Raw genomic sequence first — 12,023 nt, 5'->3', positions numbered from 1 at the left:
GGGGGATTAGTGGAAACTGGATTTTTGTGCATTGTTCACTTATAGAACCAACAGGACCATGCTTCATTGAATTATGTAAATTTTACAAGCAAAATGATTGTCATAGAAAAAAAGTTGGGGTTTCCATGTGGAAGAGTAGCTGAGCAGACAAATCTTCTTGCCCTAAATGCCCCAATTGAAGCAGCACGAGCCGGTAATGAAGGCAGGGAATTTGCAGTCGTTGCGTCTGAGGTGCGAAAGCTTGCCGAAGACTCAAAGGAACTGAGCCACTCCATTCATCAGCTCGTGAATGAAAGCAACAAGCAAATCGGAGTTGTCTCAAACCGGGTTCGTAACATGACTGACTTAACGGAGAACTCCCGCAAAGAAATAGGGAATGTACAGAACGGCATTATGACCGTTCGAATTTTAAATGGGAAACTATATGGGTATGTTCAAACGAAATCAATCTGAATAAATCATATTGTGGAAGCCATCAAGCAAATTAATCATACAACAGATGAATTGGTTCAATTTGCTTCTACGATCATTCAAAAAATGAATAAATAGAAAAAAGGGAAACCGATTTTCGATACCGGTTTCCCATTTTTTCTATTAAACGATTTTCGTTTTACCACACTCTTGACACTTTCGATAAAACTTTCCATCTAATACACGTGATTTAAAAATATTGTTCCCACACTCGCAACGACCACTGTGTTCGTCGGGATCATCTTTATAAAGTACGATATTTTCTTCCTGATTTTCCAATCCTTGTCATCCTCCAGTTCAATCATTACTTCTTATAGTATAGTGGGAATCTTCTAGCTTGTTAAGATTAAACTTGCTTCTTTTTCAAGACTAAATCTTGTTTAATTAAAAAATATAAGGAGCATTTACTAATTATTCACCTACCCAAAAGACAACATGACCTCTAAATTCAGCCTCAAAATAGAATAGAACTCTTTAACTGTTTTATCCATAAATACCCTTTACAACTATTATTTTCATCTAAAATTACCATAGTATCCCTCTACATGATAGTTTATACAGGAAATCGCTTTCTATTACAGTCGTGAAATATTCTTGACGCACGATATTAAAGTTCCTGTTATTGAATTGAGATTTTACTATGTTAGTATTTTCCCTGTTAGCAAAAATAAATAAACCGCTAGCTACATAAGGAGGAATTTTTCTATGAAACTTAAAAAATCGATTATTTCTGTGGCTGCATTTACTACACTTGCAGTGTCTGGTGGAGCTAGCGCTTCAGCACAAGACATCGAAGTTAAAAAAGGTGACACTTTATGGGGAATTGCCCAGGAATACGGTACATCCGTTGATAAACTCATGAAATGGAACAATTTAAATTCACACTTAATCTATCCTGACCAAGAACTCACGGTATCATCCAAAGAGTACTATACAGTTAAAAAAGGTGACACACTTTGGGGAATTTCTTCACAATATGGAGTTTCCGTCGACAGTTTAATAGGCTGGAACGCTCTTGAAAGTGACCTGATTGTGCCTGGACAAGAATTAGTCCTCAATTTAGAAGATAAAAAAGCACCTTCAGCTACTGCAAATACTTCTGAGCAAGCAGCAACTCCTGCTCAAGAAGAAGAAACAGCAGAAGTAGCTCCAGAAGCTGAAGCGCCTGCAGCTGAACCAGCTGCGGCACAACCTGCTGAAGAAGAAACGGCAGCACAACCCGCTGAAGAAGAGGAAGCTGTAAAAGAAATCACAGTAGAAGCTACCGCTTACACAGCAAATTGTGAAGGGTGCTCAGGTACGACAGCAACAGGTGTAAATTTATTAGATAATCCTGATGCAAAAGTAATTGCAGTAGATCCGGATGTAATTCCACTGGGATCAAAAGTATATGTTGAAGGATACGGCTATGCCACTGCTGAAGATACAGGTGGGGCGATTAAAGGAAATCGAATCGACGTATTCATCCCATCAAAAGACCAAGCAGTTGATTGGGGCCGAAAATCAGTTAACGTAAAAATTCTTGAAAGTAAATAATAGATCGGAACCACTGAGAATTCATTCTCAGTGGTTTTTTTCTTTAATACATTTTAATAGCTTATCTCTTAAACACAAGATGCAAATAAGAATAAATATCTTAATAGTCTCTTCATTACCAATTTACTATCAATTCATCTCCGCTTTTCAACTAACATTTCCCTTCAAATGAAAGAGTTAGAAACACTTCCAGCTGAATCGACAGAAAACAATAAATATTACACGCTTGTCATCTAATTGTTATCGGTTTATAAACACTTTGTTATGTATCTGAGGTAAGTCTATGTTACTATTTCAACTGTTGGTTTCATAGACCAAACACAAAAGGAGGAATTTCACAAGATGAAAAAAGTATTATTTTCCATTTTTTCCTTCACAGTTTTTCTAACAATCGGACTTACTTCTGCGTCTGCAAATTCAGACGATACTGCAATGAATGATTATCATAATATAGAAAAAGGCGATATTCTTTGGGAGATTGCAAATCGATATCATGTTTCGATAGATGAGGTTGGCACACGCCAACAACTTTTAGAAGATGGTTACACTGTGAATAACGTACAAGAAGAACAAGCTGTTAAATCCGCTGATACGGAAACTTCCGAAGACAACGTTGTAAGAGAGGTTAACGTAACCGCTACTGCGTATACAGCTTATTGTGAGGGCTGTATCGGCATTACCAAGACGGGGGTGGACTTAATCGAGAACCCTGATGCCAGAGTCATTGCCGTCGATCCAAGTGTCATTCCACTGGGATCTAAGGTGTATGTAGAAGGATACGGTTTTGCCCGTGCCGAAGATACAGGTGGAGCCATTAAAGGAAAACGCATCGACATTTATATGGAAAAAGAAAAAGATGCCCTTAAATATGGTGTACAAGATGTCAAAGTGAAAATTATTAAAGAGTAACAACTAGTCAGGACGCCGACTTAGGCGTCCTTCTTGTATCAAAAATTATTTCCCTTGAACATCAGAACCTTCTTTAGCAGAAGGAGCAACGGATTTCATCTCAATTTTCTCACCCATTTGTTGTTGAGCTAATTTTTCAGCTGTTTCATGTTGCGATTTGTTTTGTTTATTTTTCATGACTCAACCTCCTTCCATACATTCTTTTATTAATATTCACCGATACATGAAAATTACTACAAGAACTTCATCAAGAATTCCCAGTTAAAACTTCAAGTGAATTTAGAGGAGACCTTTAATTATATCTATCAAAATGCCTTTTCTTCTTATATAAAATATAAACATATTTGCCTTACCGGATTTATAAAGCGTATTCATTTCCAGTTTCTCAAGCCGGAAGATTCCTATTTGGACGTTCATGTCAAAAAAAGAATTGGAATGAAAACGTAAAAATGACAAACAATATAAAAAATATAATGGTTTTTACTTGCAAAGTTAAACTTTTTTCTGATAGGGTAACAAATGTTGGTTTTAAGAGAGTGTCGGGAGGGAATAGGTAAAAAGTATTTATTCCTTTACAATCCTCAGAATGCACATTTTCCCATCTGCATTAACTAAGACTCTTTTAAATATGGAGAATTATGTTGCTGGTGTACATACTAAGAGAATCGCATGGAATCCCAGCTGTCAGTGTCTGCATAAATAAAAAAGAGCACAATAAAAGAAAACGAAATTGGAAAGGAGAATTTTATGAAGAGGATATCAAATGTTTTCTGGATTACCATTGCATTAGTTGCAGCTTCTGTTGCCTATGGTGTCATCGCGCCAAAGTCATTCGAAAATGTAACAGCTGATATGCAATCCTTTATTACCTCAACATTCGGTTGGTATTATCTTATTTTAGTCACAGTGATTGTTATTTTCTGCGTGTTCTTGATCTTTAGTCCAATAGGAACGATAAGATTAGGAAAGCCAGACGAGAAACCTGAATACACGAAAGGAACATGGTTCGCCATGTTGTTTAGTGCAGGGATGGGAATCGGTTTAGTATTCTGGGGGGCAGCCGAGCCGCTGTCACACTATTTGACACCACCACTTGCTGAAGGTGGAACGGATCAGGCGATCAAAGAATCATTGCGCTATACATTCTTCCACTGGGGAATACATGCGTGGGCGATCTATGCGATTGTCGCTTTAGCACTTGCTTATTATAAATTCCGTAAAGATGAGCCCGGCTTAATCTCAGCTACATTGAAACCGATCTTTGGAGATAAAGTAAACGGTCCACTGGGAACGATCATTGATGTACTTGCTGTATTCGCAACTGTTGTCGGTGTTGCAACAACACTTGGATTCGGTGCAGCCCAAATTAACGGAGGACTTTCATATCTACTGGGAGTTCCAAATAATTTCACCGTTCAGTTCATTATCATTGCGGTTGTAACCGTCTTATTTATGATATCTGCATGGTCTGGATTAAGTAAGGGAATTAAATATCTATCTAATACGAATATGGTACTGGCAATTGGACTATTCGTGTTGATGTTCTTTATCGGACCTACATTACTCATCCTGAATATGTTCACTGATACAATCGGTGCTTATATTCAAAACATTGCTGCCATGAGTTTCCGGATTGCGCCATTAAATGAAGAGCATCGTGGGTGGATCAATGGCTGGACGATTTTCTATTGGGCATGGTGGATTTCCTGGTCTCCATTTGTCGGAATCTTCATCGCACGAGTATCACGAGGCAGAACCATTCGTGAATTCTTAATCGGTGTACTACTGCTGCCTGCTTTAGTCAGTTTCATTTGGTTCGCTACTTTTGGTACATCTGCCATTGAAGTTCAACAAGCAGGAACAGATATATCAGGTCTAAATACAGAAGAGGTGTTATTTGCTGTATTTAACGGTTTTGAATGGTCAACGATCCTTTCCGTCATTGCCATCACATTAATCGGAACCTTCTTTATTACGTCTGCCGACTCAGCTACATTCGTTCTGGGAATGCAAACAACCTATGGATCATTAACTCCACCTAACTATGTGAAGTTAACTTGGGGACTTGCTCAGTCTACTGTTGCATTAATCCTGCTCTATAGTGGAGGATTACAGGCATTACAAAATGCATTAATTGTCGCAGCGTTGCCATTCTCGGTCATTATGGCCCTGATGATGGTGTCTCTGTATAAATCACTGAATCAAGAGAAAAAAGAGCTTGGATTATACATCAAACCTAAGCCAAGAAAAACAAAAGAACCTAAAGAGCATATGTAAGAATCTTTGTGCGCCTGGAATTTTCCAGGCGCTTTTTTTACATATCGAGCACTTCCTATCTAGACATTTTACTCATTTTCCGCTTCTCCATGATAAGCAAAACCCACTGTTTATAGGCAATCTGCTCCAGGTGCATTTCATAGTCAAAAAATGAAATGCTGATTTTAATTAACCTACAATTTGTCCACTACATACATTAATATCGTAGTAAGATAACTGGAGGTGACTGATGATGTATGGATATGGATACCCTGGATATGGATATGGCGGCGGTGGTGGCTACGCTGGTGGCTTTGCGTTAATCGTAGTTTTATTCATCCTATTAATTATCGTTGGAGCAGCTTTTGTTTGTTAAAAATAAATGAATAATGGTTAGATGACCTCAACCAAAGTCAATGATTTCTCTACCAACATTCGGTGAAGAAAGAATCGACTACAGGGGTCATCTTTTTTTATACATAATGATTGTCACAGAGTGGTTCTCGTATTAAAATACAAGAGGAATCAATATTTTTGTAAAGGATCGAGCCTCGATGACTAAAAAATTTGCCCCAAAAAAGCGTCCAAGTAAGAAAAAACGATCCTCACCATTTACGATCGTCCTTATACCCATCATCGTCTTAGCTATTTATTATGCCGTAAATAATGGAGAATCCACTTATAACCTGTCCTCAGTTGGTATAGAAGAGGTACCCCCCGAATATATTCCCATTTATAAAGCAGCTGAAGAGGAATACGGGGTACCATGGTATTTACTGGCTGCCCATCACCGAGTCGAAACAAAATTTTCCACCATGAAGACTCTTGTGTCTCCCGTGGGAGCTGAGGGACACATGCAATTCATGCCATGTACATTTGTCGGCTGGTCACACCCGAGTTGCTCAGGCTTAGGGAAGGGGAATATCCCACAAAACCAAAAAACAGACCCTGACGTCATTGAAAAGTATGGAGGATATGGGGTAGATGCAAACGGAGATGGAATAGCCGATCCATTTCAAATTGAGGATGCAGTGTTTAGTGCTGCAAACTATTTGGAACGAAATGGAGCAGCTGATGGAAAAATCAAAGAAGCCGTATTTGCCTACAATCATAGCGACAAATATGTAGAAGATGTCTTGTACTATGTAGACCGATTTGTAGAAAAGGAAGAAGAGGAGTCAGGCAAGGCTATGTGATTTCTTAATAGTTTGGAGAAGAGCCGGAATTTTATATCGGTTCTTTTTTATTTTTTTGAACAGGTTAGCAAAAGGGGGCTCATACTCCCATAAGCAACTCTACTCCCACAAAGAATCTCCCAATAACCCAATAATCATATACACTCACATGATAAATTGTTATGATAAGGTTCGTGAATTTTTTCGTATGGCAAAGGTGATTCAGATGAAAATAACAGAAATGATAGAAGAGTGGCAAATCGCTCTGGATATGGAAATTCTCCAACTAAAAAAACGGGAGACATCTGGAGTTTTGATAGAAGAAGGCAGATGTATCCGAAAAGAAGAAAATGCCTATATATATTGGTTCATCCTTAGTTACCCTGCGTCGTTACCAGAAGGAGGAGGTGTAGTATATAAGAGAAAGCAGTCAAGAATCACAGGGGTGGTGATTAGTTCAGAGGATCGGGAGTGCATGATTGAGTTCGATCAGTTCATTGGAGACACCATTTCTTATGGTCAAATATTGCATGAACCGTGGGAAATATTAGAGAAGTTAATAGAAAGATTAGACGAAGCAAAAGAGCTCCATGGAAAAACACAGCGTATTCAGCATGCGATGAATCCAATGAAAGAAACAAGGCATCCGAAGACTACGTTTAAAAATCCTTTACACGAAGCATATGTGCGCAGTAAGTATAATCCTGTTACGTATCTATGGGGACCACCTGGAACAGGAAAAACCTATACGCTTGCCAGAGTAGCTGCTTATCATTATTCAGAAGGAAAAAAAGTATTGCTTCTTTCCCATAGTAATGCTGCAGTTGATGTCTTAATAGAAGAGATGCATCACTTTCTCAGCAGCCACGATCGGTGGAAAGCAGGGGAAGTCATCCGCTATGGTACCAACCGGAAAGCGTATAATGAAAATGTTACAGATTTAAGCGTGCTTCAATTATTAGAACAACTTGACCCTACTCTTGCAGAGGAAAAAGGAAAGGTCGAGACCTACCGAAGAAGGCTAAAAAATAAACTGGCTAAAACGTATTCAAGTTATGATTCAGAACGGTTGTCTCAACTAGAGGTTCATTATCAAAAAATCAAAGAAAAGTTTAAACGAAGAGAAGGTGAACTAGTCACTGACGCAAAGGTCATCGGTACGACTCTCTCTAAAGCTGCGATTGATTGTATTCTTTATGAAGAAGAATTTGACCTTGTTATTGTGGATGAGGCGAGTATGGCCTATATACCTCAGGTAGCATTTGCTGCATCTCTTGGAAAAAAAATCATTATTTGCGGGGATTTCAAACAGCTCCCGCCTATTTCTACGTCCTTTCACCCAATGGTAACCAAGTGGCTGAAGGAAGACATCTTTCATTCGGCTCAGGTTGCACATGCAGTTGATAAGGGTAAGGACCACCCCCAGTTATTATTACTTCCAGAACAGCGGCGAATGCATCCAAGCATTTCGGCATTTACCAATCACTATATCTACCAATCGAAGGTAGGCGATCACCATTCAGTAGGATTGATGAGAGCGGGGATTACGAATAAAATGCCTTTCCCTTCTCATGGAGCGGTGTTATTTTCACTCAAAGAAGGGACGGAATGGGCAGAAACGCAAAAAGGCTCACGTTGGAATGTCCTATCAAGCTTAGTGACGATCCACCTTACTCTGGAAGCGATCGAGGATGGTATTCAATCTATCGGGATTGTGACCCCCTACCGTGTGCAAGCGAAATGGTATAACCTTTTACTGGACGAATTGGTAAAGACCACACATCCTCAAACGAATTTATATGCCGCTACGGTTCATGGCTTTCAAGGTTCGGAAAATGACATGATCCTATTTGATCTCGTGGATGGAGTTTCCCATGGGAAACCGGGGGCACTACTTACACGGAAAGGAAGCGATAGGCTACTGAATGTAGCGATTACACGAGCGAGGGGGAAGTTCGTTCTTATTGGAAACGATCAATTTATTCAGGAGAAGACCCATTCTTCCCAACCTGTTCATCAATTCATACGTCATCTTCAACAAGAAGGGCATAAGGAAACAAGTTCATCACTCACCTCTTACTCGACTAAGAAAATGAAGTGGATCGATGTGAGTGATCAGAATAGACTGGTGAAAGATCTTAAGGCAGCTAAGCAAAAAATCGTTGTGAACGTGGGACTTATAACAGATATTCCTCAAGAGATATTGGGTATATTACACACCGTATCCACCAGTGAGAAAAACGTCATAATTCAATGTAAAGACGGCAGCGCTTCGCAACCGGGAATCAGCATCAAAATGAAAAAAGCAACAACGGAAATTCCATTCATCGCGTTAGATGAAAAAGTCATCTGGTTCAATTCTTTTTCAAAAGAAAGAAACCGATTCCCTTACCATGTTAGGATTTTTTCAAAGAGAATCACTGGCCAATTCTTCAAAATGACTGTAGAAAAATAAGCGGTGTTCCTTTTGAAAGTTAGTAGCTTGAAATCTACTTCTCTCAAAAGGAGTTACCGCTGAATCCCTATAAACATGGTTAAAGGTCTGAGTTTTCACTTCAGAAAACATGGTTAAAGGTCTGAGTTTTCACTTCAGACCTTTTCATCTATTTAGAGAGGGTGATTACTCATTAGATAACCCCTGGACTCGGATGACGAAGGAAGTGGGGATGGGACATTCTTTTTTAGGGACATTGATTTCGATGGTATGATGCTCGATTGAATAAGTGATTGCCCGTTGCTTTAAACAAAAGGGAAAACGAATGGTTCGATTTCTCACCTTTATTTCGTCCTTCATCTGTATAGATACTACCAATTGAGTGTCATTTTTCTTAATGATTAATTCCTCTGGATGAATATTTTCTGTTTCAATTTCTACAATGAACGCTTCTGTTGTATCCAGAAAGTCGACTCTAAATTCTTGTTCATCCAATTGAACCGTAGCAGGATCCAATAGCCAATCCTTCATATTCTTCTCCCAGTTCTCTAAATAGAAATCCTCCCTTTCCTTGCTCATTTACACCTGACCCCCAACTTATTCTTTTACACATTGTATTCTTTCTAATTTAAATGGTGAGGGTGTTATAATCAGTATAAAGAATAAAGGAGGGTCATAATGAAACAACTCGTCAGACACATCCCACCCATCCACCAACTACACAAGCCAATCAATTCTATACTCTCCTCAACAAGCATCACCTCACAAAAGAAAGAGGGACGGATCTATTAAAAAAGGTGGTTACACGCTGTCGGAGATCCCTGCTCAATGAACAATGGCAAGGACCTCACCCATTATCAGACGACTTTGTTAACGAAGTGTTTGCACAAGCAGACACCTTGATGCAAGAATCGTATTCCCTTTCTCTTCGCAAGGTCATTAATGCAACCGGAACCATCCTGCATACGAATTTAGGACGTGCCCGATTGGGACAGGAAGCCATTGAACATGTCAAAAAGACAGCAGGTTACTACAGTAATTTAGAATACGATATTGAAGGGGGAAACAGAGGTTCGAGGCATACCCACGCTGAAAAATTCATCTGTGAGTTAACTGGAGCGGAAGCAGCCATGGTTGTGAACAACAATGCAGCGGCTGTTTACCTTATTCTCACGGCCCTTGCAAAACATAAAGAGGTGATTGTTTCCAGAGAGGAGCTCGTGGAAATCGGAGGATCATTTCGGGTTTCTTCCATCATGGAAGAAAGCGGTGCTCTGCTCTCTGGTGTTTGAACAACAAACAATACACACTTAAGGGATTATGAAGAAACACTACGGGAAGAAACAGCCATGATCATGAAGGTCCATCAAAGTAATTTTGTGATAAAAGGATTTACATCATCCGTTTCCACCATGAGCTAGTTCAGTTATCCCATCGACATCACCAAATACTATATTATGAAGATTTAGGGAGTGGGGCTCTTTACGACTTCGCACAACTAGGTATCGGAAATGAACCTTTAGTAAGGACAGTCATTGAAAAAGGGGGCGACCTCGTTTCTTTTAGTGGAGATAAATTATTATGGCCCCAGGCCGGTATCATTGCAGGAAAGAAACAATGGATTGATCAGCTTAAAAAGCATCAGCTAGCCCGGGTACTGCGTGTAGACAAGATGACATTGACAGCTTTAGAGATGACACTTATGCATTACATAAAAGGGGGAGGAGCAGGATAAAAATCCGACCATTGCATCCATTACCCAGAAAAAAAGAAGAGATTTTCCAACAATCTACACATTTCGTAGAAGAGGGAAATCCCCTGAAACCGGATTACATGTTTGAAATAATTAAAGGAAAAAGCCAGTTGGTGGAGGAACGATGCCGGACGTCGAATTAGATACTTATCTTGTTTCAGTTACTCATGACGTACTGTCTGCCCAGGAACTTCATGATAAACTCAGAAAGGAAACCCTTCCATCATAACAAGAATTCAAGAAGGGACCGTTCTCTTTGATTTACGGACTGTCTCCTCCCTTGAGCAAATGGACATTATCCATGAGTTAAAAAATCTGCATTAAACGATAAAAGGGAGTGAGGATTGTGTTCTAACCATTCCTGCACTCCCTTATTTTTTGCTTACATATCGTGATGGCTATGTTGTTTTTGTCGAGTGTGATTACGATTCTTCACCTTATGTGATCCACTTAAAGGCTCCGGTTGTCCAGACTGCTTCGGAGCATTTTTACGCATATCTTTGCTATCATTTTTGTTCATAAAGCATCCCTCCTGTTCTTAGAATGCTTTGTTGGAAAACAGTTTATTCATGGGTATAATTTTCAGCCGATTTGACCATACTAAAAAAGCTAATTTCAGAATAAGGAGAGATCATCCATGCCTTACCATAAAAACAAACAACAAGCGTACCAAGCTGCAGAGCAAAGTGTTACTGAAATACAGAATACAATTAATGAACTAGTTTTAGATGGAGCCAGTTACGGTTCACAACTGGCTCACTTGAAGAATGAAGTGAACGAAGCGTATCAACAAATTGAAAATGCACTTGAAGTGGCATCTGAGACACAAAGAGCACAGCTCCAACAATTCAAATCAGACCTTTCTTCGATCGTCAGTGAAGTAAATGGGCATTCGTAAGAAATAAGAAGGAATAAAACCCGTTCTGCTAAACACTCGCAGAGCGGGTTTTATTTCTGAACAAACAGGGTAGGGGAAAAGAGATGAAGATATTTACATAAATGAAGGTGATTAAACCAAACCGAGTATATGTTCATAAGTTTCGTCTGTTCAATCACCGATCATTTAATTACTGATTGGTTTTGCGTTTTTTATTAAACTGACGTTGAGCTTCAGTTAATGGTTCATTTGAATATTCTTCATTGTAACCGGCACCTTTTCCTTGTGCCTTCGCTGCATTCATCCCGTTAATTACATGGTTTGCTTTACGTTTAGCCATTGTAGAACACCTCCATATGGATAGAATGCCACCATCATCAATCCTTTATAAGAGGGAAAGGCTAGCAGATTTATTTTTTTACGATAATAATTTCATGCAACTGACACGTTTTTACATGGGGAAAAATGTTGTTATACCAATATTTTTCTAGAAACCTAAAGGAGTTTATTATTTTAGATAAGAAAAACTTATCAAAAACAATAACTTTATTGTTATTTACTTATGTAATCGCTTGTATTAAGATGTAAATGTGAGAAAAGTTCGTTAGTTTT

At 39.1% G+C, this 12,023-nt stretch carries 12 protein-coding genes and 2 pseudogenes; 9 read left to right on the top strand and 5 right to left on the bottom strand.

Going from position 1 to position 12,023, the window contains the following annotated elements; genetic code table 11:
• Nucleotides 1-132: 132 nt before the first annotated feature.
• Nucleotides 133-453, top strand: a pseudogene (locus AC6CIB_RS03255) (methyl-accepting chemotaxis protein); the annotation flags it as partial.
• A gap of 141 nt (nt 454-594) precedes the next feature.
• On the opposite strand, the gene AC6CIB_RS03250 reads toward AC6CIB_RS03255, so the two are convergent.
• Nucleotides 595-750 carry a DUF8096 family protein gene (locus AC6CIB_RS03250; RefSeq protein WP_172655591.1) on the bottom strand — a complete coding sequence of 52 codons (156 nt, stop codon included), beginning with the start codon at nt 748-750 and terminating at the stop codon, nt 595-597.
• A 426-nt stretch (nt 751-1,176) separates the two neighbouring features.
• Between AC6CIB_RS03250 and AC6CIB_RS03245 the strand changes: the two genes are divergently transcribed.
• Both AC6CIB_RS03245 and AC6CIB_RS03240 read left to right on the top strand, forming a co-directional pair.
• The gene (locus AC6CIB_RS03245; protein WP_498277977.1) at nt 1,177-2,007 is read left to right on the top strand and encodes a 3D domain-containing protein; all 831 of its coding nucleotides are present in this window, start codon (nt 1,177-1,179) and stop codon (nt 2,005-2,007) included.
• A gap of 342 nt (nt 2,008-2,349) precedes the next feature.
• A complete protein-coding gene (locus AC6CIB_RS03240; RefSeq protein WP_498277976.1) occupies nt 2,350-2,916 on the top strand; it encodes a 3D domain-containing protein in 567 nt (188 codons plus the stop codon).
• Between the two features lie 45 nt (nt 2,917-2,961).
• Here AC6CIB_RS03240 and AC6CIB_RS03235 read toward each other — a convergent pair whose 3' ends face one another.
• The gene (locus AC6CIB_RS03235) at nt 2,962-3,093 is read right to left on the bottom strand and encodes a hypothetical protein (RefSeq protein ID WP_498277974.1); all 132 of its coding nucleotides are present in this window, start codon (nt 3,091-3,093) and stop codon (nt 2,962-2,964) included.
• 570 nt (nt 3,094-3,663) lie between these two features.
• Between AC6CIB_RS03235 and AC6CIB_RS03230 the strand changes: the two genes are divergently transcribed.
• The 4 genes from AC6CIB_RS03230 to AC6CIB_RS03215 all read left to right on the top strand — a co-directional run bounded on the left by AC6CIB_RS03230 (nt 3,664) and on the right by AC6CIB_RS03215 (nt 8,802).
• The gene (locus AC6CIB_RS03230; protein WP_498277973.1) at nt 3,664-5,193 is read left to right on the top strand and encodes a glycine betaine uptake BCCT transporter; all 1,530 of its coding nucleotides are present in this window, start codon (nt 3,664-3,666) and stop codon (nt 5,191-5,193) included.
• A gap of 232 nt (nt 5,194-5,425) precedes the next feature.
• The gene (locus AC6CIB_RS03225; protein ID WP_498278638.1) at nt 5,426-5,548 is read left to right on the top strand and encodes a YjcZ family sporulation protein; all 123 of its coding nucleotides are present in this window, start codon (nt 5,426-5,428) and stop codon (nt 5,546-5,548) included.
• 178 nt (nt 5,549-5,726) lie between these two features.
• The gene (locus AC6CIB_RS03220) at nt 5,727-6,368 is read left to right on the top strand and encodes a lytic transglycosylase domain-containing protein (RefSeq protein ID WP_498277972.1); all 642 of its coding nucleotides are present in this window, start codon (nt 5,727-5,729) and stop codon (nt 6,366-6,368) included.
• A 205-nt stretch (nt 6,369-6,573) separates the two neighbouring features.
• Nucleotides 6,574-8,802 carry an AAA domain-containing protein gene (locus AC6CIB_RS03215; RefSeq protein WP_498277971.1) on the top strand — a complete coding sequence of 743 codons (2,229 nt, stop codon included), beginning with the start codon at nt 6,574-6,576 and terminating at the stop codon, nt 8,800-8,802.
• Nucleotides 8,803-8,967: 165 nt separating this feature from the next.
• On the opposite strand, the gene AC6CIB_RS03210 is transcribed toward AC6CIB_RS03215, so the two are convergent.
• A complete protein-coding gene (locus tag AC6CIB_RS03210) occupies nt 8,968-9,360 on the bottom strand; it encodes an Hsp20/alpha crystallin family protein (RefSeq protein ID WP_498277970.1) in 393 nt (130 codons plus the stop codon).
• A gap of 323 nt (nt 9,361-9,683) precedes the next feature.
• Here AC6CIB_RS03210 and selA point away from each other — a divergent pair.
• A pseudogene (selA, locus tag AC6CIB_RS03205) lies at nt 9,684-10,516 on the top strand (L-seryl-tRNA(Sec) selenium transferase).
• Nucleotides 10,517-10,916: 400 nt separating this feature from the next.
• On the opposite strand, the gene AC6CIB_RS03200 reads toward selA, so the two are convergent.
• The gene (locus tag AC6CIB_RS03200; RefSeq protein WP_113967854.1) at nt 10,917-11,054 is read right to left on the bottom strand and encodes a small acid-soluble spore protein P; all 138 of its coding nucleotides are present in this window, start codon (nt 11,052-11,054) and stop codon (nt 10,917-10,919) included.
• Nucleotides 11,055-11,171: 117 nt separating this feature from the next.
• Here AC6CIB_RS03200 and AC6CIB_RS03195 point away from each other — a divergent pair, with 117 nt between their 5' ends.
• Nucleotides 11,172-11,432: a hypothetical protein gene (locus AC6CIB_RS03195; protein WP_498277969.1), complete on the top strand. Its 261-nt coding sequence runs from the start codon at nt 11,172-11,174 to the stop codon at nt 11,430-11,432.
• 169 nt (nt 11,433-11,601) lie between these two features.
• Here AC6CIB_RS03195 and sspO read toward each other — a convergent pair whose 3' ends face one another.
• Nucleotides 11,602-11,751, bottom strand: coding sequence for a small acid-soluble spore protein SspO (gene sspO / locus AC6CIB_RS03190; RefSeq protein WP_113967856.1), 150 nt, complete (start codon nt 11,749-11,751; stop codon nt 11,602-11,604).
• Nucleotides 11,752-12,023 lie beyond the last annotated feature (272 nt).

Source organism: Rossellomorea sp. GQ25, from assembly GCF_059758515.1.
Note: the sequence above shows the minus strand (reverse complement) of the source record. Positions and strands in the feature narration are given on the sequence as shown.

What these genes read in the sequence shown, in the direction of transcription:
- AC6CIB_RS03195 (WP_498277969.1), top strand. Translation starts at nt 11,172, where the DNA reads ATGCCTTACCATAAAAACAAACAACAAGCGTACCAAGCTGCAGAGCAA.
- AC6CIB_RS03220 (WP_498277972.1), top strand. Translation starts at nt 5,727, where the DNA reads ATGACTAAAAAATTTGCCCCAAAAAAGCGTCCAAGTAAGAAAAAACGA.
- AC6CIB_RS03235 (WP_498277974.1), bottom strand. Translation starts at nt 3,093, where the DNA reads ATGAAAAATAAACAAAACAAATCGCAACATGAAACAGCTGAAAAATTA.
- AC6CIB_RS03210 (WP_498277970.1), bottom strand. Translation starts at nt 9,360, where the DNA reads ATGAGCAAGGAAAGGGAGGATTTCTATTTAGAGAACTGGGAGAAGAAT.
- sspO (WP_113967856.1), bottom strand. Translation starts at nt 11,751, where the DNA reads ATGGCTAAACGTAAAGCAAACCATGTAATTAACGGGATGAATGCAGCG.
- AC6CIB_RS03215 (WP_498277971.1), top strand. Translation starts at nt 6,574, where the DNA reads ATGAAAATAACAGAAATGATAGAAGAGTGGCAAATCGCTCTGGATATG.
- AC6CIB_RS03245 (WP_498277977.1), top strand. Translation starts at nt 1,177, where the DNA reads ATGAAACTTAAAAAATCGATTATTTCTGTGGCTGCATTTACTACACTT.
- AC6CIB_RS03200 (WP_113967854.1), bottom strand. Translation starts at nt 11,054, where the DNA reads ATGAACAAAAATGATAGCAAAGATATGCGTAAAAATGCTCCGAAGCAG.
- AC6CIB_RS03240 (WP_498277976.1), top strand. Translation starts at nt 2,350, where the DNA reads ATGAAAAAAGTATTATTTTCCATTTTTTCCTTCACAGTTTTTCTAACA.
- AC6CIB_RS03230 (WP_498277973.1), top strand. Translation starts at nt 3,664, where the DNA reads ATGAAGAGGATATCAAATGTTTTCTGGATTACCATTGCATTAGTTGCA.
- AC6CIB_RS03225 (WP_498278638.1), top strand. Translation starts at nt 5,426, where the DNA reads ATGTATGGATATGGATACCCTGGATATGGATATGGCGGCGGTGGTGGC.